Source organism: Paenibacillus sp. LBL (assembly GCF_029893715.1).
Classification (GTDB): Bacteria; Bacillota; Bacilli; order Paenibacillales; family Paenibacillaceae; genus Paenibacillus_AQ; species Paenibacillus_AQ glucanolyticus.
Window position 1 is genome coordinate 23,518 of sequence record NZ_JARXYU010000025.1, and the last position, 20,988, is coordinate 44,505.

The 20,988-nt window shown below is 50.7% G+C and carries 20 protein-coding genes; 19 read left to right on the forward strand and 1 reads right to left on the reverse strand.

Annotated elements, in window-relative coordinates; translation table 11 throughout:
* Nucleotides 1-44 precede the first annotated feature (44 nt).
* Nucleotides 45-998 carry a ribose-phosphate diphosphokinase gene (locus tag M2277_RS29345; protein WP_006207421.1) on the forward strand — a complete coding sequence of 318 codons (954 nt, stop codon included), beginning with the start codon at nt 45-47 and terminating at the stop codon, nt 996-998.
* Between the two features lie 155 nt (nt 999-1,153).
* On the opposite strand, the gene M2277_RS29350 is transcribed toward M2277_RS29345, so the two are convergent.
* Nucleotides 1,154-1,354, reverse strand: a complete 201-nt coding sequence (locus M2277_RS29350; protein ID WP_006207422.1) for a hypothetical protein — start codon at nt 1,352-1,354, stop codon at nt 1,154-1,156.
* 107 nt (nt 1,355-1,461) lie between these two features.
* Here M2277_RS29350 and pth point away from each other — a divergent pair, with 107 nt between their 5' ends.
* The 18 genes from pth to hpt all read left to right on the forward strand — a co-directional run bounded on the left by pth (nt 1,462) and on the right by hpt (nt 20,949).
* The gene (pth, locus tag M2277_RS29355) at nt 1,462-2,025 is read left to right on the forward strand and encodes an aminoacyl-tRNA hydrolase (RefSeq protein WP_006207423.1); all 564 of its coding nucleotides are present in this window, start codon (nt 1,462-1,464) and stop codon (nt 2,023-2,025) included.
* A gap of 123 nt (nt 2,026-2,148) precedes the next feature.
* The gene (locus tag M2277_RS29360; RefSeq protein WP_006207424.1) at nt 2,149-2,379 is read left to right on the forward strand and encodes an anti-sigma-F factor Fin family protein; all 231 of its coding nucleotides are present in this window, start codon (nt 2,149-2,151) and stop codon (nt 2,377-2,379) included.
* A gap of 186 nt (nt 2,380-2,565) precedes the next feature.
* Nucleotides 2,566-6,093, forward strand: a complete 3,528-nt coding sequence (gene mfd / locus M2277_RS29365) for a transcription-repair coupling factor (protein WP_280756259.1) — start codon at nt 2,566-2,568, stop codon at nt 6,091-6,093.
* The gene (locus M2277_RS29370; RefSeq protein WP_076151268.1) at nt 6,077-7,162 is read left to right on the forward strand and encodes a peptidylprolyl isomerase; all 1,086 of its coding nucleotides are present in this window, start codon (nt 6,077-6,079) and stop codon (nt 7,160-7,162) included. The genes mfd and M2277_RS29370 overlap by 17 nt, the downstream gene beginning before the upstream one ends.
* Nucleotides 7,163-7,477: 315 nt before the next feature.
* Nucleotides 7,478-8,020, forward strand: a complete 543-nt coding sequence (spoVT, locus tag M2277_RS29375) for a stage V sporulation protein T (protein WP_006207427.1) — start codon at nt 7,478-7,480, stop codon at nt 8,018-8,020.
* Between the two features lie 199 nt (nt 8,021-8,219).
* The gene (locus M2277_RS29380; RefSeq protein WP_006207428.1) at nt 8,220-9,902 is read left to right on the forward strand and encodes a putative polysaccharide biosynthesis protein; all 1,683 of its coding nucleotides are present in this window, start codon (nt 8,220-8,222) and stop codon (nt 9,900-9,902) included.
* 95 nt (nt 9,903-9,997) lie between these two features.
* On the forward strand, nt 9,998-11,512 hold the full coding sequence (yabN, locus tag M2277_RS29385) for a bifunctional methyltransferase/pyrophosphohydrolase YabN (RefSeq protein ID WP_280756260.1): 1,515 nt from the start codon (nt 9,998-10,000) through the stop codon (nt 11,510-11,512).
* A gap of 165 nt (nt 11,513-11,677) precedes the next feature.
* The gene (locus tag M2277_RS29390) at nt 11,678-11,950 is read left to right on the forward strand and encodes an HU family DNA-binding protein (protein WP_036640966.1); all 273 of its coding nucleotides are present in this window, start codon (nt 11,678-11,680) and stop codon (nt 11,948-11,950) included.
* The gene (locus tag M2277_RS29395) at nt 11,950-12,228 is read left to right on the forward strand and encodes an RNA-binding S4 domain-containing protein (protein ID WP_006207431.1); all 279 of its coding nucleotides are present in this window, start codon (nt 11,950-11,952) and stop codon (nt 12,226-12,228) included. The genes M2277_RS29390 and M2277_RS29395 overlap by 1 nt, the downstream gene beginning before the upstream one ends.
* Nucleotides 12,229-12,379: 151 nt before the next feature.
* On the forward strand, nt 12,380-12,661 hold the full coding sequence (gene yabP / locus M2277_RS29400; protein WP_006207432.1) for a sporulation protein YabP: 282 nt from the start codon (nt 12,380-12,382) through the stop codon (nt 12,659-12,661).
* Nucleotides 12,658-13,227, forward strand: a complete 570-nt coding sequence (gene yabQ, locus M2277_RS29405) for a spore cortex biosynthesis protein YabQ (protein WP_006207433.1) — start codon at nt 12,658-12,660, stop codon at nt 13,225-13,227. The genes yabP and yabQ overlap by 4 nt, the downstream gene beginning before the upstream one ends.
* An 11-nt stretch (nt 13,228-13,238) precedes the next feature.
* Nucleotides 13,239-13,589 carry an FtsB family cell division protein gene (locus M2277_RS29410; RefSeq protein ID WP_006207434.1) on the forward strand — a complete coding sequence of 117 codons (351 nt, stop codon included), beginning with the start codon at nt 13,239-13,241 and terminating at the stop codon, nt 13,587-13,589.
* 114 nt (nt 13,590-13,703) lie between these two features.
* Nucleotides 13,704-14,195 (forward strand): S1 domain-containing RNA-binding protein, encoded by a 492-nt coding sequence (locus tag M2277_RS29415; protein WP_006207435.1) that lies wholly within the window; start codon nt 13,704-13,706, stop codon nt 14,193-14,195.
* A 344-nt stretch (nt 14,196-14,539) separates the two neighbouring features.
* Entirely contained in the window at nt 14,540-17,050 is a 2,511-nt protein-coding gene (gene spoIIE / locus M2277_RS29420; RefSeq protein WP_280756261.1) for a stage II sporulation protein E, read from the forward strand.
* A gap of 173 nt (nt 17,051-17,223) precedes the next feature.
* Nucleotides 17,224-17,964: a vWA domain-containing protein gene (locus M2277_RS29425; protein WP_006207437.1), complete on the forward strand. Its 741-nt coding sequence runs from the start codon at nt 17,224-17,226 to the stop codon at nt 17,962-17,964.
* The gene (locus M2277_RS29430) at nt 17,948-18,868 is read left to right on the forward strand and encodes a serine/threonine protein kinase (RefSeq protein ID WP_036640963.1); all 921 of its coding nucleotides are present in this window, start codon (nt 17,948-17,950) and stop codon (nt 18,866-18,868) included. Before M2277_RS29425 ends, M2277_RS29430 begins: the two co-directional genes overlap by 17 nt.
* A gap of 42 nt (nt 18,869-18,910) precedes the next feature.
* Entirely contained in the window at nt 18,911-20,341 is a 1,431-nt protein-coding gene (gene tilS, locus M2277_RS29435) for a tRNA lysidine(34) synthetase TilS (RefSeq protein ID WP_280756262.1), read from the forward strand.
* 68 nt (nt 20,342-20,409) lie between these two features.
* Entirely contained in the window at nt 20,410-20,949 is a 540-nt protein-coding gene (gene hpt / locus M2277_RS29440) for a hypoxanthine phosphoribosyltransferase (RefSeq protein WP_006207441.1), read from the forward strand.
* The last annotated feature ends 39 nt before the right edge of the window (nt 20,950-20,988 follow it).

Below are 20,988 nucleotides of genomic sequence, written 5' to 3' on the forward strand. Positions count from 1 at the left end.
CGGATAGCCTAATTCAACGAACCAGCACGGAGGGTTTTTATTCTATGACTTATCTTGATTCTAAATTAAAAATATTCACGTGTAATTCCAATCCTAAACTTGCTCATCAAATCGCTGACTATATCGGCATTCCGATGGGGGAATCGCATACAACCAGCTTTAGTGACGGCGAGATTCAAGTAAAGCTCTCCGAGAGCGTACGGGGCTGCCACGTATATATCGTACAGTCTACCTGCCTGCCGGTGAATGATAACCTGATGGAGCTGCTGGTTATGGTGGATGCGCTCAAGCGGGCATCCGCGAAGAGCATCAACGTGGTTATTCCGTATTACGGATATGCCCGTCAAGACCGTAAAGCGCGTTCGCGGGATCCGATCACTGCAAAGCTGGTTGCGAACCTAATCGAGAAGGCAGGAGCTCATCGCGTCATAACGATGGACCTGCATGCGATGCAGATTCAAGGCTTCTTTGATATTCCGGTGGATCATCTGCTCGGCGTACCGATTCTTGCACAATACTTCCGCTCGAAGCAGATTGAGAACCCAGTCGTTGTATCTCCGGATCACGGCGGTGTGGTTCGTGCAAGAAAGCTGGCTGATTTCCTGAATGCTCCGCTGGCCATTATCGATAAGCGCCGTCCGGAGCCGAACGTCAGTGAAGTCATGAACATCATCGGGAATATCGAAGGCAAAACAGCCATTCTGATCGATGACATTATCGATACAGCCGGAACGATTGTGCTGGGTGCCAACGCGTTGATGGAAGGCGGCGTAAAAGAAGTGTATGCGTGCTGTACACATCCGGTTCTCTCGGGCCCTGCCCATGAGCGTCTGGAGAACTCTCCGCTGAAGGAAGTTGTTGTAACAGACACCATTCCGATCACCAATCCTAATCCTAGCAGCAAGCTGACCGTGCTGTCGGTTGCTCCATTGATGGGAGAAGCCATCATTCGGGTTCACGAGGAATTATCGATTAGTAAATTGTTTGAAATAGAATAATAAACCGTGCCGGACAGGGTTACATCTCCTTATTAGGAAATGTAGCCCTTGTCGGCTATGGTGACTTTGGCTCGGCCTTACCCCGGCATCGCAGTTGAACAACTGTGAAGTAAACGTTTTCATAATAGAGGCCTGTTAATACACGGTTGGCCATGTCAGTATCCGGGCCTGGAAATGAAAGTGAACGTACTCCGATTGTACAGCGTTCCCTCAAGCTCAACAAAATAGGCGTCGACTGCAGTGATCAGACCCACGTCTATGTGACAACCGAGTTCATAGACTTGAACGGGGATGCCATGCTTCATATGGTATTGAAAATGGCTGTGATGCGTTAATTTCTGTTCAAAAGCTTTCAATGCCGATTCACCTTCTTATGAGGGCATTACGCCAATAGGTTTTGTTCATATTGTACTCAGAAATGCGCAAAGAAGAAAGTATAAATCGTGAAAGGAATCAACCAGTGATGAAATGGATTGTCGGACTGGGCAACCCTGGTCCAGCTTATGAGAAGACACGCCACAATGTTGGGTTCATGGCACTGGATGCTCTGGCGGAGCGTCATGGCATGAAGTTCAATCAGAACAAGTGCAAATCGGTCATCGCCGAAGGGATGATTGGCGGTTCCAAGACCGTTTTGATCAAACCGATGACCTTTATGAATCTCTCAGGCGAGGCTGTACGCGCCTATATGGATTATTATAAAGTAAATCTGGAAGATATGATTGTAGTTTATGATGATTTGGATACCGTCGTTGGCAAGATCCGTCTGCGCTATCAGGGCAGTGCGGGAGGACATAATGGCATCAAATCCATCATTCAGCATACGGGCACTCAAAGCTTTAACCGTGTCCGCATGGGAATATCCAGGCCGGAGCCGGGTTATGCCATCGTAGACTATGTGCTGGGCACCTTTCCGAAGAAGGAGCGTGAGCAGCTGCAGAGCATGGTGGAAGAAACCTGCGATGCGCTGGAGTTCAGCCTGGATCATACCTTTGAACAGACGATGGCGAAGTTTAACAAATCCTAGAGGAGCATCATATGATGCAGACATACAAGAGATGTATTAAGGCTCCCGAAGCAGAAGAACAGCGTCTTAAACAAGGAAAGTCCGGGCATACTGAAGGTATATACAACCTTCAGGAGGCATATGATGGCGATAACCTATGTTTGTAGACACTGTCGAGCGTTTCAGGGCCGCATCGATTCCAATCATGTATCCGAAGCACGTCTTGGTTTTGATTCCTTGACCCCTGAGGAACGCAAGGATATAATAGCGTATGATTTTAACGGAGAAGTTATGGTTCGGGTAACCTGCGATCATTGCAGGGAAGCGCTCGAAGCCCATCCGGAGCTTAGTCTTTTGGCAAATCCCCTGCAATGAGAGTATAATGGGGTACACGATGCTTTATCGTAGAAGACATACAGTGGCATAGTCTGCCGCTGCCCTAGCCTTGGCAGTTTTGCTCAAGGCTTCTTTTCGGTTATAATTTTTTGGCAAATGTTTAAAATTCCATGAGAAATAGATTCTAGGAAATTCATTTCTTTTGCATAAGAGAGGTGCCCCCTTTTGTTACAAGCACTTATTGATGTATTTTCGAAGGATTCGGATTTCAAATCCATTACGGCCGGGGTTAATGCCGGTATGAGGGAGCAATTGATCTCCGGTCTTTCCGGGTCGTCCAGGCAAATCTTAATGGCTGCACTGCATCAAGACCAGCAGCGCCCGCTGCTCGTTGTGACTCATAATATGTTTTCAGCCCAGAAAATCGCGGATGATCTGCAGGAAGCGCTATCATCTGATCAAGTGCTGTTATACCCAGCGAATGAACTGGTAGCGGCTGAGTCGGCGGTATCAAGCCCCGAGACTCTGGCACAACGGATTGATGTACTCGTCCGCTGTGCCAGGGGCTTCCGGGGTATTGTCGTTGCGCCATTTTCCGGCGTGCGCCGGCTTCTTCCAGCACCGGAAGTGATGTCGGATGCCCGGATCGTGCTTCATGATGGCGGGACGCTTGTGCTGGATTCCTTCTTGAATCGGATGGTTGAGATGGGATATGAGCGGGTGGAACGGGTTGAGAGCCGCGGTGAGATGAGTGTCCGCGGCGGCATCATCGATTTCTATCCGATGACAACGACGATGGCCTACCGTATTGAGCTGTTTGATGAGGATATCGACTCGATTCGAACATTCGACCCCATCGATCAGCGCTCGATTGATAAGGTTCGGGAAGTAGTCATCACGCCGTGCAAGGAGATTATTGCGGATTCGGAGCGGCTCAGCCGTACGGCTGATACGGTGGTTCGTCTGCTGGAGGCGCAGCTCGAACGTATGAGTGACCGCCAAGCCAAGCTCCGTTTGCGGGATGAAATACACCGCGAAGTTGAAATGCTGCGCGAGCGGATTTATTTCCCTGAGCTCTATAAATATATTTCTTTGTTATATCCGGAGAAGACCAATCTGTATGATTACATGCCGAAGGATACCATTCTGATTATGGATGAACCGGCACGTCTGCTCGAAACAGCGAAGCAGCTGGAACGGGATGAGGCCGAATGGAATTTGCATCTGATGCAGAATGGCAAATCCCTTCCGGAGCTGCCGTTGTCGCTGGATACGGAGGAACTGATCTATCAGCATCCATATCAAAGCCTGCTGATCTCGATCTTCCTGCGTCAGGTGCCAAGAATGCAGCCGCAGAATATCATTAATGTCATCACGCGCGGCATGCAGGATTTCCATGGTCAGATGAACGTGCTTAAGGCGGAGATGGAGCGCTGGAAGAAATCTGGCGTTCAGGTCATGATGCTGGCGGGCGATGCGGAGCGGATGGACCGCATGCGGCGAGTGCTGCAGGACTATGGCATTGACGAGCCGGTGATGCTTGAAGGGCATCTGCAGAATGGCTTCGAGATGCCTTCTGTCCATGCCGCCATCATTACAGAGAGCGAAATGTTCTCCTCGAAGCAGCGCAAAACTCGCAAAAGCACGAAGAATATGGACAACGCCGAGCGTATCAAGAGTTACACAGAGCTCAAAGTCGGCGATTATGTGGTGCATCAAAACCACGGTATCGGGAAATATATGGGGATCGGGACGCTGGAGATCAACGGGATCCATAAGGATTACATGCATATTTTGTATGCTGGTGGCGATAAGCTGTCCGTTCCGATTGAACAGATCGATCTTATCCAGAAATATGTCGGTTCTGAAGATAAAGAGCCGAAGGTTTACAAGCTGGGCGGAAATGAATGGACCCGGGTCAAGAACAAGGTCCGTTCCTCCGTTCAGGATATTGCCGATGATCTGATTAAGCTGTACGCCGAGCGTCAGTCCGCTCCCGGATACGGATTTGAGAAAGATACGTCAGAGCAGCAGGAATTCGAGGACATGTTCCCTTATGACGAGACACCCGATCAACTCCGTGCCATTACCGAGATCAAAAAAGACATGGAGCAAAATCGACCGATGGATCGGCTGCTGTGCGGCGATGTTGGTTACGGGAAAACCGAAGTGGCGGTTCGTGCTGCATTTAAGTCGGCCATCGAAGGCAAGCAGGTTGCGGTACTTGTACCGACAACGATTTTGGCGCAGCAGCATTACGAGACGTTCCGGGAGCGTTTTGCCAATTATCCGATCAACATTCAGGTGCTGAGCCGTTTCCGCAGTCGTAAGGAACAGAATGAGACGATCAAAAAGGTGAAGCAGGGTTCCGTCGATATTCTGATCGGTACACACCGCTTGCTGTCTCAGGATATTGTGTTTAAAGATCTGGGACTGCTTATCGTGGATGAAGAACAGCGGTTTGGCGTTACGCATAAGGAGAAATTAAAGAAGCTGAAGACCAATGTCGACGTGTTGACGCTGACGGCAACGCCGATTCCCCGCACATTGCATATGTCGATGCTCGGCGTTCGGGATTTGTCGGTTATTGAGACACCGCCGGAGAATCGTTTTCCGGTGCAGACTTATGTCGTGGAGCACAGCCAGACCCTGGTTCGGGAAGCTATCGAGCGTGAGCTGGCCCGCGGCGGTCAGGTCTACTACCTCTACAATCGGGTTCAAGGCATTCAGGAGATGGCCGCTCAGATATCCATGCTTGTGCCGGAGGCCAGAGTGGGTGTCGGCCACGGTCAAATGTCGGAGACAGAGCTGGAGAAGACAATTCTCGACTTCCTGGATGGCGAATACGACGTATTGGTCAGTACGAGCATTATCGAGACGGGTGTCGACATTCCGAATGTAAACACATTGATCGTGCACGATGCGGACAAAATGGGTCTCTCCCAGCTGTACCAGCTGCGCGGACGTGTAGGGCGTTCCAATCGCATCGCTTACGCTTACTTCACGTACCAGCGCGATAAAGTATTGACCGAAGTGGCGGAGAAGCGGCTGCAATCGATCAAAGAGTTCACGGAGCTTGGCTCCGGATTCAAGATCGCGATGCGGGACTTGTCGATTCGCGGTGCCGGCAATCTGCTTGGAGCGGAGCAGCATGGATTCATTGCTTCTGTCGGGTTCGATCTCTACTCGCAGATGCTGGCTGAGGAAATTCAGAAGCGCAAAGTCAGCATGCTGGGCGAGCCTGCGCTGCAGACAAAAGATTGGAATACATCCATCGATCTGGGCATTGACGCATACCTGCCATCGGATTACATTTATGACAGCATTCAGAAAATCGAAATTTATAAAAAAGTGGCGGTCGTCTCGTCCATTGACGAATCGGCTGAGCTTGAAGATGAGCTGCTTGACCGCTTTGGCGAGCTGCCGCTGGCGGTAAGTAACCTGCTTGCTGTTTCCCGCTTGAAGGTATATGGTCGTACGTACGGGATCGACTCGATTATTCAGCGCGGGGACGATGTGCTGCTGCAGTTCTATGAAGGACAGGACAAGGCGGTTAATACAGCAGGTCTTGCGCAGATTGGAAATATGTTTGAAAGACGTGTACAATTTGAACAAGGACCTGCGATGGCTATTCGCATTAAAGGCAAGGGACTTTCCGATCAACAATTGTTAGAATTGCTGGAGCAATTCCTGGAGGCTGCACAAGGGCCATTCAACCTGAAGGGAGAACTACAAAATGCCGTTAAGAAATAAAAAGGCATGGAAGACATTCATTGTATCCATCACAGCCGTACTATCCATGTCGATGATCGCTGCATGCGGAAACGACAAAACCGAGGGTGCCAAAGAAGATAACAGTAAAGTCATTGTGAAATATAAAGGCGGAGAAATTACCGAGAAGGAATTCGATCTGGAGCAGCGCATGATCCAGTTCATGTCTCCGGAATACGCCCAATTTCTGCAGATGGATGAATTTAAAGAGTATTTGGCCAAGCAGGGCGTAGCGTATGAATACCTGTATGCCAAAGCTGACGATAAAGCAAAAGAAGCTGCCGAGAAGCAAGCCGATGATCTGCTCAAGCAGCAGAAGAACGGTATGGGCGAAGATCAGTTCAAAGCAGCTTTGGAAACGCAGAAATTGACAGAGCAGGACCTGAAGAACTACATGCTTCGTGTTCTGACTGTAATGGAGCACGAGAAGAATCAGGTCTCCGAAGAGGATATCAAGAAGGATTTCGATGCAAACAAGAAGGATTATACCAACATCAGCGTTCGCCATGTCCTGGTGAGCTTTAAAGATGCGGAAGGCAAGGACCGACCAGAGGGAGAAGCCCTTAAAATCGCCAAGGAAGTGGAAACCAAGCTGAACAAAGGCGAGGATTTTGCCGCAGTAGCGAAGGAATATTCCCAGGATCCGGCCTCCAAGGACAAGGGGGGGCTGATTGAGAACAAACCTGCGGGTTCTTGGGTACCGCAATTCAAGGAAAAAGCTCTGACGCTTGAGCTGAACAAAATCAGCGCTCCTGTTGAGACGGATTACGGCTACCATGTCATGAAGGTGGAGAAGCGCGAGGAAGTTGCATATGACAAGCTTCCTGCCGATCAGAAGGAAGGCATTCTGAATGAGCTTGCTTCCGCGAAGATCGATAACTTCATGCAGAATGAGCTTAACGATCTGATTGAGAGCATGGATCTTCCGAAGAGCGAGAATACGGACAAGCCTGCTGAAGGCACAGGTGACGAGCAGAAGGACGGCACAACCGATAAACCGGCTGAGGGCGACCAGACACCGGATGCTGGCAAGGAAGACACGGGCAAATAATTTGACGGACAAGCGTCCCGTTAATTATCTTGTGCTGCGCTGCCAATATTCAAGTATTGTAAGACAGCGAATGGCTCAAATGGCGGGATTTGTAATCCATAACGTGCGAAATCGCGCGTTATGGATTTTTTTCCCCAAGACCTGATGAATTTATTTTTGGATTTCGCAACCAACAGAGGGTAGATGATGTATAAGGAATTGGGAATGGATGAATACTATGGTCAGACATTAACTCTTATATACCTGGGGACATCCTCTTCCCGAATGGAACAGTAGTTGAAAAATCTTCTTAATGAAAGTGGGGCAACAAGTGACATGAAAGCTACTGGTATCGTCCGCCGTATTGATGACCTCGGGCGCGTGGTCATTCCGAAAGAAATTAGACGCACACTGCGGATTCGCGAAGGCGACCCGCTCGAAATTTTCGTTGACCGGGATGGAGAAGTCATTCTGAAGAAATATTCACCTATCGGTGAATTGGGCGATTTTGCGAAGGAATATGCGGAATCCCTTTATGAGAGCACAGGTCACATCACGATCATCTCTGACCGTGATACCTTCATCGCTGTAGCAGGCGGCTCCAAGAAGGAGTATTTGGACAAGCCGATTGGCAACCTTCTGGAGAACTGCATGGAGAATCGGAAGACGGTTCTGGAAAGCAACAGCGGTACTTATGAGATCAGCAAAGACAACCCGGAAGCCTTGTCCGCTTTTGTGGTTGCGCCTATCATAGCTGGAGGAGATCCGATTGGCAGCGTTGTGCTGATGAACAAGGATGAATCCGTGAACATGGGTGAAATGGAAGTGAAGATGTCTGAAACGGCCGCAGGCTTCCTCGGCAAGCAAATGGAACAGTAAGACGAGGATATGACGCCTTGGATGGAGACTCCCGCTGAATGTTGATCTTAGGATCAATCGACAGTTGGGAGTTTTTGTTGTCTGATATAGTTTTGTACCGCTCCCCTACCCTTGGTTATAATGGAGATACACATGACGGCATCCGTATTATGGTTGATTGGTGATCCGTAAAGATCATGTAGGGGATTGGAAGAAGGCTATGAAACCAGATCAAACAGGCGTAAGGCTCCTGCGGGGAGCGTTTATTCTCAGTGCGGCCGCGATTCTGTCCAAGCTGATTGGAACATTGCAAAAAATACCGCTGCAAAATATGGGCGGAGATGCCGTATTCGGCATCTACAACACGGTTTATCCGTTTTATATGATGATGATTACCCTTGCGGCTGTCGGTTTCCCGGCTGCCGTCTCCAAATATGTGGCGGAGTATGAGGCGGTGGGACGAACCGAGGACAGCCACCGGCTGCTGAAGCTGTCTTCCATCACCTTGGTGCTGTTTGGTCTAATCCTGGGTTTCCTGATGTATGTTTGCGCTCCATGGATTGGCCTATGGATCGGAAGCAGCCAAGTGGTTCCTGCGCTTCGCGCAGGTGCATTGGCTTTGGCGTTCGTTCCTTGGATGGCGGTACTGCGCGGTTATTTTCAGGGTCTGCACAATATGGTGCCAACGGCGATTTCCCAGATTACGGAGCAGATTGTCCGTGTAGGGGTTATGATTGCGCTGCTGCTCTACATGATTCGTGCCGGAGCCCGTGCAGATATGATTGCGGCCGGGGCGCTCCTGGGGTCTGCCGCCGGCGGTGCAGCCGGGCTCTTGGTGATGGGGCTGTACTGGCGGAAGCACATCAAGGGGTATCGAGGCAAGGTACATGGAGGAGAAGGAAGTTCAACATTCGGCATACCGGATATGAACGATTCGGGGCAGCATGCCGATGTAACTAAAGAGGGAGCAGGTGTTCTAATTCGCCGCCTGCTTGCCTACGGCATCCCGGTTTGCCTCAGTCTGCTTGCGGTTCCTTTGATTGGACTGGTGGACACTTTCACAGTGCCGCGGCTGTTGAAATCCAGCGGGCTTGGTGAAGCGCTGACGATGGCGGAGTTTGGGATCTATAACCGGGGTCTGCCGCTGGTCCAACTGGTTACGATGCTGGCTGCCTCCTTGTCGGTTCTGTTTATTCCTGCACTGGCGGAAGCCAAGTTCAGAGGAGAGTCAGACCGTGTTGCAGGGCAAACCCGTATGGCCCTTCGCTGGTTCTGGCTGATCGGGATGACGGCCTCCGTAGGACTGGCCGTGCTTGCCGAGCCGATTAACATCATGCTGTACGAAGATGCAGCCGGTACGGGGACGATGCAGGTGATTGCCTTCACGGCGGCCGGAGGGACGCTGAGCACGATTACAGCCGCGCTGCTTCAGGGCATCGGCGTCGTGAAGGCGCCAGCGCTCCATCTGCTGGCGGCGGCTGGACTGAAGCTGCTGCTCAACCTGCTGCTGGTGCCGCAGCTGGGCATTACCGGCGCAGCCATCGCTGGCGTGGCTGCGCACCTGACCGCCGCAGCGCTCAATCTCGCGCTGCTCTCACGCAGTGCCGGCGCACGGCTTGACGCCGGCGGGCTGCTCGCGAGGACGTTGCCCGTCCTCGCAGCGGTGGCGCTGGCCGCCTGGGGCGCAGGCGAAGCGGCCAGCGGCATCTTGGCGGCGGCCGGCTTCGCCCCAGGCCGCCTTACCTCCGCGGCCCGGAGCCTGAGCGGCGTCGCGGCCGGTGGCGGCGCCTTCCTCATCGGCGCCGCGCTCACGAAGCTCCTCACGGAGGAGGAGCTTCGGATGCTGCCGAAGGTCGGAAGACCGCTGGCAGCCTTCTTGCGAGCCTTGCGTGTGCTACGCTAAAAGCACGGCAAACGTGAGATGTTTGATCTTCTGTGATATAGTAGTGTACGATAACGACGTCTATAAGGCGGACGAAGAGCGAAAGGAAGTATCGTATGAGTGCATCCATTACGGTGGTCGGCCTGGGTTCTGGCAATCCTGATCGATTGACTATAGGCATCATAAAAACCATGCAGCGGGCATCGAAGGTGTATGTGCGCACATTATCTCATCCCGTAATCGCTGCGTTAAATGAATTCCAGGTCAATCCGGAATCGTTTGACCATGTGTATGAAGCACATGACACCTTTCCTGAGGTGTACGAATCCATTGCATCCGCTCTGATCAACCTGGCCAGAGCTGCTGAGGATAATCGTGAGATTGTCTACGCGGTGCCGGGACATCCCATGGTAGCGGAAGCCACGGTTCGGTTGTTGCGGGAGCGCTGCCCGGGAGAGAATGTGACCCTGACGGTGCTCGGCGGTGAGAGCTTTCTGGACGAGGCCTTCGTTCGCCTTGGTTTCGATCCCATTGAGGGCTTCCAGCTTCTCGATGCAGCTGAGCTTCAAGCAAGCGTCCTTCAGCCGCAGCTGCATACCCTGATCGGCCAGGTGTATGACATGTTTACCGCTTCGGAAGTCAAGCTGGCGCTGATGGAACTGTATCCGGACGATTACCCGGTTATCGTGGGCCATGCGCTGGGCGTTGAAGGCGAGGAAGCGATTCAGCGTGTGCCGCTCTACGAACTGGATCGTATCGAAGGTTACGGGAACCTGTCGCTGGTCTATGTGCCTCGAAGTGATGACAGCCAGCTCCGGCAGAGGACGTTTGCCAGACTTCATGAAATTATCGGCATTCTGCGCAGTCCTGAAGGCTGCCCATGGGACCGTGAGCAGACCCATGAGTCCATCCGCAAAAATCTGATCGAGGAAACCTACGAGGTGCTTGAGACGATTGATGAGGATGACCCTGAGCATATGCAGGAGGAGCTTGGTGATCTCTTGCTGCAGATTATGCTGCATTCACAGATGGAGGAGGAGCTCGGTACCTTTACGGTGTACGATGTCATTCAAGCCCTGAATGACAAGCTGATCTTCCGTCATCCGCATGTCTTTGGCGAGAGCAGCGCCAAAGACGCGGAATCGGCCTTGCAGAACTGGGAGCAGATGAAAGCCGAGGAGAAGCGCCTTAAAGGCCTCCCCCCAGAGAAAGCCTCTGTACTGGACGGCATACCGCGGGATCTTCCCGCATTGATGAAAGCGTACAAGCTTCAGAAGAAGGCATCCAAGGTCGGCTTTGATTGGGATAACATCGAAGGTGTGTTCCAGAAGATTGAGGAGGAGCTTGGTGAACTGCGGCAGGCCGTGGCCGAAGGTCAGTCAGCCGAGGATACGGCACTTGAGCTGGGCGATCTGCTGTTCGCGGTCTCCAATGCAGCAAGATTCATCGGAGCAGACCCGGAAGAGTCACTTTCGAGAACGAACCGGAAATTTGTCAGTCGCTTCAGCTACATAGAGGAGCAACTTGCTTTGCAGGGAAAATCCGTTGAGGGAAGTACTTTGGACGAGATGGAAGCCCTATGGCAGGCTGCCAAATCGGGATCGTCACACAACGGCGGGATCCACGGGTGAAAAAAGGCAACTTTTCACGAAAAAATAAAAAAATAGGGATTTGCGGCAGGAATTCCGCAAGGCATCCAGAATAATCATTTATGGTGAAATCTTGCAGAGTGCAAGGCGGTTTAACCGAATAACCGTAAATCTTATATTTTTCTGATAATTGGGAGGATTTAACTCATGAACAAAACAGATCTGATCAACAACATTTCCGGTAAAAGTGGATTGACAAAAAAAGACGTTGAGAACGTCTTGAATGGCTTCCTTGGCGAAATCACGGATGCTTTGGCTAATGGTGATAAAGTTCAATTGATCGGCTTCGGTACTTTCGAAACTCGCAAACGCGCTGGACGCACAGGCCGTAACCCGCAAACAGGCAACACCATCGAAATTCCAGAATCGAACGTTCCTGCATTCAAAGCAGGCAACAAACTTAAAGAAGCTGTAAAATAATGCGAGTCGATAAATTCCTGAAAGTATCGAGGTTAATTAAGCGGCGTACCGTAGCGAAAGATGTATCGGATCAAGGCCGGGTGCTGATCAACGGCCGTGAAGCGAAGCCGAGCAGCACGGTTAAATTGGGCGATGAGATCACCGTCCAGTTTGGCCAGAAGCTCGTGACCGTCCGGGTCGAGCGTCTTACCGAGACAACCCGTAAAGATGAGGCAACCAGCCTCTATACCTTGGTCAAGGAAGAACCGATCGTTAAAGATCACGGTCTGGACTGGTAAGCAGCCTAAACCGTTACATGAAGCGTCCTTCTCACATGGGGTGAGGGGGACGCTTCTGTTTTTTATGCCATGATCTTCACTGAAGTGCGCTTCCGGGTTCTAAAGACAGGCACCTTTCCATAAGCTATTGTTAAAAGGAGGGGTACATGCCATGATCGACCAAGGGAAGGGCAAGTTTCATGACCTGAGGATGCAGAACCGGAAGCTGCTGGACATAACGGGTGTCCAAAATGTGGAGAGTTTTGACAGTGAAGAATTTCTGCTTCAGACCGAGCTGGGGCATCTCACCATTCGGGGGCAAAATTTACATATTAAAAATCTCAGCCTGGAAGAGGGGCTTTTGTCTATTGAAGGTCAGGTGCATTCACTTATTTACCTGAATCCCGGTTCTCAGGCCAAGAATAAGAGCCTGCTCGGTAAGCTGTTTAAATGAACCCAAGCGTACAATGGATCACGCTGCTCTGGATGCTCTTCTCCGGAGCAGCGATGGGAGTCGCCTTCGACAGCTACCGGGTGCTGGCCGGGCAGCTCCATTTCCCAAAATGGTCCAAGCATACCCTAGACTTCCTTTACTGGATTGCGGCAGCGTTCTTCATTTTTCGCATGTTGTACTTCACCAATAACGGCCAACTGCGTTTTTACGTGTTTGTAGGGCTATTTATAGGGGTTTGGATCTATTTTTTATTATGGAGTGTCATAACCCAGCGTTTTGTGGTAATGTTAATTCAAGTGACAAAAGGCATATTGTCCTTTTTGTACAAGTTGTTCCGCATGTTGCTTTGGAATCCGATTAAAGGAATCCTGATGTTATGCTTAGGGTTGTTAAGGTTTCTATGGAAGTTTCTCCTGTCGCTGTTGCGTTTGGTACTTAAATGCCTCATGCCTTTTTGGCGACTCTTGAAATGGATGCTGAGACCGATCACATCCAGAGTCAGGTTACCTGCATGGAGCAAGCAATTAGCGGACAAGGTTATTAAGGCGTGGAAGCGCTGGTTTTAGGAGGTATGGTCATGGGAAGATTTGCTGATCCGTCGAAGCAGGCTCCCCAACAAACCAAGACGAAGAACAAAGGCGCCCGCCGGCGTAAAAGAATGTTTGTGGCGATGATGGCGCTGTTTTTGATCTGGGCAGGTTCAACGCTCTGGTCCCAGAATGACCGCATCCGTAATCAGAACGAAGCGCTAGCTCAGAAGCAAGGGGATTATAAGTCCGTTGAACAATCGCTAAACCAGATTCATCATGAAGTGGAGCGATTGAAGGACCCTGAATATATCGGGCAGATTGCCCGTAAGAAATTTGGTTTATATCTGCCAAATGAAACACCGATCATTCAGCCCCAAAATTCGGGCGAAAAGCCGTAATTAGGCATGACAGACGTCTGTTGACCTTGTTTAGGTCATTATCGTATAATCAAATCACCGCAGCGCGATTTTTAAATCCGACTGTATATTTTTAAGGGAGGATCATTTTATTCTATGGCAATTGAAGTGGGCACCAAGTTAGAGGGCAAGGTGACAGGCATAACGCATTTTGGAGCATTTGTGGATCTGTCAGGAGGTGTCACGGGTCTCGTTCACATCTCGGAGATCGCCGACAACTACGTTAAGGATGTCAACGATCATTTGAAGATCAACGATGTCGTTACCGTGAAGGTGATTAATGTCGACAAGGACGGCAAGATCGGTCTATCGATCAAGCAGGCCGTCGACAAGCCGGCTTCCGAAAGTCGTCCACCCCGCGCACCGAGACCGGAACGCAGTGGAGGCGGCGGCGGAGAACGATTCGGAGGTGGCGGTGGTGGAGGATTCAACCGTGAACGCGGTGGACGCCCGTTTAAGCCTGCGGCCAACAAGCCTTCATTCGAGGATAAAATGTCACGCTTCCTAAAAGACAGTGAAGAACGAATCTCTTCGCTTAAGAAGAATACGGAAGGTAAACGCGGCGGACGCGGAGCCAAACGTATGTAATTCGATAAAATATAAACTGACCGCAGAGGGAAATCGCCTTCTGCGGTTTTTTTGTCGTTGTATCCAAGGGTACGACAGGTTCCTACGCAATTTACGGCGCTCCCGTGGAAATGCGCGCGGGATGTCCGCCTCAATTCGGGAAATGATCTGCCTGGATGTTTCAAGCTTGATCGGTGGAAACACCGCTGGGCACGTAGGATGAACGCTCTTTTCCCGAACGTTCGCAAGGCACGGCGATTTTGTCGGAAATTTCTTTGGGGCTTGTCCGGTGTTCTGACAAACTTTCCTGAATGGGGGTTTTATAATGGGACCAACAAATTCGTGAAGAATGGGGTGCCAGCGTAATGGATAAAAGAAATCTGGTGATGTTTCCGGGTACTGAGGCAGTTAAAGGGGGAGCGGGTTCTATTCGTGCCCGTGTAACAGAACGTTTAGGGCAGCTGTCTTTCCTGCAGCGTCCCATCCACTTCCTGGCCGCAAAGAAGTGGATGATCTTGCTAACCTTCATGGGTTTCCTGCTTGGACGAGCGATGATTCTGGGAGAGCTGTCTCCGTTTGCAGTTGCTTATTTTGCAGTCATTGCCTTTATGCGCCGCGATTATCTTCTCCCGGTAGGCGTGGCTATCGTTGCAGGAAGTTTATTTGCGTCCTTTCCGGTGGCTTGGATGGTGCCGGCAGAGATCTTGATCTTTTATTTTATGATGCGGGGATTGGAGACCTATGAACGTGCGGAACTGTCTTATGCACCGCTGATGGTGTTTGTCTCCACTTTCTTTGTGAACCTTTTCAGTGTCCTCATCGGGCCGAGCATTACCTGGTACTCCATGATGATGCTTACCCTGAACGCCGTGCTCAGTTTTGTTCTGACGCTGGTATTTATCCAGGCCATCCCGGTGCTGACGCTTCGTAAAAAATCGTATGTCCTCCGAAACGAGGAAATTCTATGTATTATCATTCTGCTGGCGTCGGTCATGACAGGGGCCGTCGGCTGGACAGTCCAATCCCTGTCGGTGGAGCATGTATTATCCCGGTATCTGATTTTGCTGTTTGCTCTAGTGGGGGGAGCTCCGCTGGGTGCCTCCGTGGGCGTAGTGACGGGATTAATCCTCAGTCTTGCCAATATATCGGCATTCTCCCAAATGAGCCTGCTCGCATTTTCCGGGATGCTCGCCGGGATGCTGAAGGAAGGAAAGAAAGGCGGTGTTTCGCTGGGAATGCTGCTGGGAGCTACCATTCTCTCCATTTATTTCAGCAATCCTGGTGAGGTGATGATATCGACTTGGGAAACCTGTGCTGCCATTGTGTTATTCCTGATCACACCGAAGAGTGTGATGCAGGCCATTGGCAAATACGTGCCGGGTACGCAGGACCATACTCGTTCTCAGCACGAATATGCGAAGCGGGTTCGAGATCTTACGGCGGATCGCGTGACGCAGTTCTCCAAGGTGTTCCGCCAGCTCTCGCAAAGTTTTGGACAAACCTCAGGGGTCATGCAGCCTCCAGGCAGACAAACGGAGGAGATGAACCATTTCATGAATGCCGTGGCTGAAGGCAGCTGTGCCACATGCTATAAACGGAATCAGTGCTGGGATATGAAGTTTTACCAGACTTATAAATATATGACCGATATGATGACCTCAATTGAGGAGAGTCCGGAGTTGGAAGCCAAGGATCTGCCGCCGGAATGGAGCCGGATCTGCGCCAAGAAGGAGGAAGTGCTTGGCATACTGAAGCAGCAGTATCATCTCTACCAACATGATATGCAGTGGAAACGCCAAATATACGATAGCCGTCATCTGGTAGCGGAACAATTATCCGGGGTTTCGCAGGTGATGGAGGACTTGGCCCGGGAGATCAAGCGGGAGAGCCAAACGATGCACATACAGGAGGAGCAGATCAGAGAAGCGTTGCAGCAGCTCGGGTTATCGATTCAAGGCATCGACATCATCAGTTTGGATTCCGGCCAGGTTGAGATTGAGATTATTCATGCATATACCCGAGGGTATGACGAATGCAGGAAGATTATTGGACCTCTGCTGTCTGACATTATCGGGGAGCACATCGCTGTGATGGAAGAGACCTTGACCCATCCGAGGGATGGTTTGGCGACTGTGCGTTTTGGTTCAGCCAAGACGTTTGAAATTATGACGGGGGTAGCGGCGGCAGCCAAGGGAGGAGATATTTTATCGGGTGATAGCTTCAGTACGGTCGAGTTGGGCAACGGTACGTTTGCGGTAGCGCTTAGCGATGGGATGGGTAACGGGGAAAGGGCGCGGCTCGAGAGCAGCTCGGCACTCAATATATTGGAGCAGCTGCTTCAATCGGGGATGGATGAGAAACTTGCGATTAAATCGGTTAACTCGATTTTGATGCTGCGCTCGCCGGACGAAATTTATGCCACGGTTGATATGGCTCTAATCGATCAATATACCGCTCAGACCACGTTCATGAAGATCGGCTCAACCCCAAGCTTTATTAAACGGGGCAGCGATGTCATACCGGTATCGGCCAGCAATCTTCCGATTGGCATCATTCAGGATATCGAGGTGGATCTGGTATCATTACAGCTTCAGGCAGGCGATGTTCTGATTATGATGACGGATGGAATCTATGATGCTCCTGGTTACGCCGTTAACAAGGAGCTGTGGATGAAGCGCTTGATTCAGGAAGTGAGCAGCGAAGACCCGCAGGAAATTGCCGATTGTTTGTTAGAGAAAGTCATTCGTTATCAACAGAACCAGATTCATGATGATATGACGGTGGTGGTCGGACGCGTCGATCATTTTCATCCCGAGTGGTCCAATGTGCATGTGCCGGGATTTGCTCGAATGGAACGGCCCCGAACGGTTAGCTGACGGATTCAGGTAAAATATGTGATTACCCGGGAAATGGAGGAACCTAAGAAGACCCTGAATCTTTTTCCGCCTATTCTTTTCCTATTGGTCGTTTGAACTCTCTTGAATGTGGAAATGATAGAGATAGAAGTCAAATCGATAGGAATGGATGAGACGGAGGCGATTATTTAATTATGAAACAAATTCTACTGATTACAGATGGATGCTCAAATGTAGGGGCCAGTCCGGTACTGGCCGCAGCCCATGCGCTGCAGGACGGAATTGTCGTAAACGTGGTGGGGGTTCTTGATTACGGGACGATCGGTGAGCTTGGGGGACTGGAGATTAAGGAGATTGCCAAAGCGGGAGGAGGCATTCACCGGATCGTAGGTACACCGCAGCTGGCACAGACGATGCAGATGATGACTCGGAAAACGGTGGTTCAGACGATCCAACAAGCGGTAAATAAAGAGATACAGCATATTTTAGGGAGCGGGTCATTGGAGGAGCTTCCGCCAGACAAGCGTTCACAAGTCGTTGAAGTGGTGGATGAGCTGGCTGAGACGTCATCCCTTCAAGTAGCGCTGTTAATTGATGCAAGTGCCAGCATGAAGCCTAAACTGGCTGCTGTTGAAGAGGCAATACGTGACTTGATGCTGAGCCTGAAAGCGCGCTTAGGCTCAAGCAAGCTGTCCGTATTCCATTTTCCGGGCAAGCATAGCGGCGAAGATGTGGTCATGGACGTGGATTGGACCTCGGATCTGGATGGTGCGAGGGGGATGTTCAGCCGGCTTCAGATGAAAGGGGCTACGCCGACAGGGCCTGCCCTGTTAAAGGTGATTGAATTTTACCGATATGGTACACTAGAAGGTAATCAATCATGGCAGGGTGATTCCAGCCAAGAGGAAGGGATGCTCGGTGACTACGTTGTCTAACCCGGGTTACCCGCCAGGAACCGTAATTACCGGTAAATGGCGGAACAGCCGGTACATCGTGGAACGTATGCTCGGCAAAGGGGCTAACGGCAAGGTGTATCTGGTCCATCGGGCAGGAGTACGCGGGCGTTATGCTCTGAAAGTAGGTCATGACGCCCTGGATCTTCAATCCGAAATTAATGTGCTGAATGCGTTGAAAGAACAGATGCCGGACCCGTATCTTGTGGAGGCGGACGATCATCATGATGGCAGCCATGAGGTGTCCTTCTATGTCATGCGTTACATTGAGGGGAGCCCGCTGCATCGGTTTATTCGCAAACGCGGCACCGAGTGGGTAAGTCTGATTGGATTGAAGCTGCTTGAGAAGTTGTCTGTTCTGCATGCATCAGGCTATGCATTCGGGGATTTGAAGCCGGATAATGTAATGGTCTCGGCATACGGAAGAGTGGAGCTGATCGATTACGGAGGCGTCAGCTCCTTTGGGCGCAGCGTAAAACAGTTTACAGAATGGTATGATCGGGGATACTGGAATGCCGGAAGCCGAACCGGCGACGTATCCTATGATTTGTTCTCGTTTGCCGTGATGTGTATCGGCCTGCTGGATGAGAAATCCTTAAGGGAGGCATCTTGCCAGCTTCCCCAGACCCGCAGTGTTGCAGATCTGCAGCTGATACTGCGAAGAAACCCTGTGTTCAAGCCATACGCTGTCTGGCTGAATAAGGCGTTATGCGGAAATTTCGCGGATTCACGGGAAGCGTTGAACGAGTGGAAGAAACGGATGTATGAAGGCACAGTCAAGAGCGCGCGTCCTATTCCGGGGCGTACGCCTCGGTGGCTGAGGAACGCATTTGCCTTATCGTTAGTCATTATGGCCTGTGCTGTTTATTTCTTCTTCCGCTCATGAAGCATACGTCTTGTCACTGGGAGTTATAAAGGGGATCTGCAAGTGAAACAGGATTATTTACGGACATTTGTTCATAACGTGGAGCGAACCGCCGCAGAGTTTGAGCTGTGGTCGGAGGGTGATGGTATCGTGGTCGCTGTTTCCGGCGGCCCCGATTCCGTTGCGCTTCTGCACGTGCTGCACGAAATTTCGCTGAACCATACGCCGCTTAGGCTGATCTGCGCCCATGTGCATCATGGCTTTCGAACTGAATCGGATCAAGAGGCAGAGATGGTGCGTGAGTTGGCGGAGCGGCTGGGGCTCCCCTTAGAGACAGCGTTCATTGATATTCCTGCTTATATGGAAGAGAGCGGCAAGGGAGGACAGGAGGCAGCTAGAGAGAAGCGCTATGAATTTCTGCTGCAAACTGCACAGAAATACAATGCACGCTCAGTGGCTCTTGCTCATCATGCCGACGATCAGGCCGAGACGGTATTGATGAGGCTTCTGCGGGGAAGCGGTCTTCCCGGGCTTGCCGGAATTAAATTTAAGCGCACGGAAAAAAAAGTGGAACTTATCCGTCCGTTCCTTCGTATGTACAAAGCGGATATCGTGGAGCTGTGCCGGGTGTGCGGTTTCCAGTATGCGGTAGATAACAGCAATCTGCAGACGAAGTACCGCCGCAACGCGATTCGTCTGGAAGTATTGCCTTTCCTGGAACAATACAATGGGCAGTTCTCCTCCTCACTCAATCAGCTGGCCGAAATTGCCCAGCAGGAGGATGATTTTGTGGAGCGTGAAGCTGCGAAGCAATTTCGGAGTATGGTGCAGGAGAACGATGGGAGGCTCGCTTTCGACGCGCCTTCCTTTTTGGGCTTACATGTCGCTTTACAACGGCGTTTGATTAAACTAATATTAAATTACCTGCCCTCAGATCAGGAAAACACCGATTTTGTCAAGATTGAATCGGTTCGCCAAGGGATTCTTAACGATCAACGAAGCAATTGGCGTCTGGATCTGGGCGACGGCATTACCTGTGTTCGCGAGTATGGCCAAGTCCAGTTCTGGCCTAAGCCTCCGGAAGAACAGGGACAGTACATATACATTCTTGATTCTCCTGATGTTTCAGAGCTGTATGTTAAGGAAATCGGAAAAATGCTGAAATTGTCGTTAAAGACAGGAAGCGAAAGCCGGAGCGGCTCCAGACCATCGCCCTTTGTGGCGGATTTTGATGCGGATGGGCTGCAGTTTCCTTTAACCGTACGTAACAGACAGCCGGGAGACAAGATGAAGATCATGGGATTAAACGGAAGCAAAAAGGTGAAAGATATTCTCATTGATGAGAAAATTCCACCGTCTGTCCGTTCCCGGATTCCTATTCTTTGTGACAGTTCCGGCAGCATCGTGTGGATTCCAGGTGTACGACGTTCCGTTCATGCCGCTTGCGGGCGGCACACATCACGAATTCTCCGGATGGAGCTATCGGATGCTTAAGGCAAGTGTTAAACGAAGAATGGCCCGTTTCACGCTTTCATAGTATAAACGTAGGAGGTCCACTTAAGTTGCAGAATGACATTCAGGAAATACTCATCAGTGAAGAAGAGATTCACGCAAAAATTAAGGAACTCGGTTCCAAGCTAAGCGCCGAATATGCGGGACGCAATCCACTAGTAATTTGCGTTCTTAAAGGTGCGTTTATTTTTATGGCCGACTTGGTTAAATCCATATCAGTACCTCTGGAGCTGGATTTCATGGCTGTTTCCAGCTATGGGGCATCTACGAAATCCTCTGGCGTGGTCAAAATCATTAAAGATTTGGACGCGTCCGTTGAAGGAAGAGATGTTCTGATTGTGGAGGATATTATCGACAGCGGCCTTACGCTAAGTCATTTGATTGAGCTGCTTAAGAGCCGTAAGGCAAATTCGGTGTGCGTAGTTACCCTGTTTGACAAACCGGCACGCCGTACGGTGGATTTGCAGGCTGATTATACCGGGTTTGTACTGCCCGACGCTTTTGTTGTCGGATATGGACTCGATTATGCCGAGCATTACCGGAACCTCCCCTACATCGGGATTTTGAAGCCGGAAATCTACAGCAGTTAAACCGCGCCAATGGGCTGCTGCCACAGATTAGGGCCCTTT

What these genes read in the sequence shown, in the direction of transcription:
- M2277_RS29345 (WP_006207421.1), top strand. Translation starts at nt 45, where the DNA reads ATGACTTATCTTGATTCTAAATTAAAAATATTCACGTGTAATTCCAAT.
- pth (WP_006207423.1), top strand. Translation starts at nt 1,462, where the DNA reads ATGAAATGGATTGTCGGACTGGGCAACCCTGGTCCAGCTTATGAGAAG.
- M2277_RS29360 (WP_006207424.1), top strand. Translation starts at nt 2,149, where the DNA reads ATGGCGATAACCTATGTTTGTAGACACTGTCGAGCGTTTCAGGGCCGC.
- M2277_RS29370 (WP_076151268.1), top strand. Translation starts at nt 6,077, where the DNA reads ATGCCGTTAAGAAATAAAAAGGCATGGAAGACATTCATTGTATCCATC.
- spoVT (WP_006207427.1), top strand. Translation starts at nt 7,478, where the DNA reads ATGAAAGCTACTGGTATCGTCCGCCGTATTGATGACCTCGGGCGCGTG.
- M2277_RS29380 (WP_006207428.1), top strand. Translation starts at nt 8,220, where the DNA reads ATGAAACCAGATCAAACAGGCGTAAGGCTCCTGCGGGGAGCGTTTATT.
- yabN (WP_280756260.1), top strand. Translation starts at nt 9,998, where the DNA reads ATGAGTGCATCCATTACGGTGGTCGGCCTGGGTTCTGGCAATCCTGAT.
- M2277_RS29390 (WP_036640966.1), top strand. Translation starts at nt 11,678, where the DNA reads ATGAACAAAACAGATCTGATCAACAACATTTCCGGTAAAAGTGGATTG.
- M2277_RS29395 (WP_006207431.1), top strand. Translation starts at nt 11,950, where the DNA reads ATGCGAGTCGATAAATTCCTGAAAGTATCGAGGTTAATTAAGCGGCGT.
- yabP (WP_006207432.1), top strand. Translation starts at nt 12,380, where the DNA reads ATGATCGACCAAGGGAAGGGCAAGTTTCATGACCTGAGGATGCAGAAC.
- yabQ (WP_006207433.1), top strand. Translation starts at nt 12,658, where the DNA reads ATGAACCCAAGCGTACAATGGATCACGCTGCTCTGGATGCTCTTCTCC.
- M2277_RS29410 (WP_006207434.1), top strand. Translation starts at nt 13,239, where the DNA reads ATGGGAAGATTTGCTGATCCGTCGAAGCAGGCTCCCCAACAAACCAAG.
- M2277_RS29415 (WP_006207435.1), top strand. Translation starts at nt 13,704, where the DNA reads ATGGCAATTGAAGTGGGCACCAAGTTAGAGGGCAAGGTGACAGGCATA.
- spoIIE (WP_280756261.1), top strand. Translation starts at nt 14,540, where the DNA reads ATGGATAAAAGAAATCTGGTGATGTTTCCGGGTACTGAGGCAGTTAAA.
- M2277_RS29425 (WP_006207437.1), top strand. Translation starts at nt 17,224, where the DNA reads ATGAAACAAATTCTACTGATTACAGATGGATGCTCAAATGTAGGGGCC.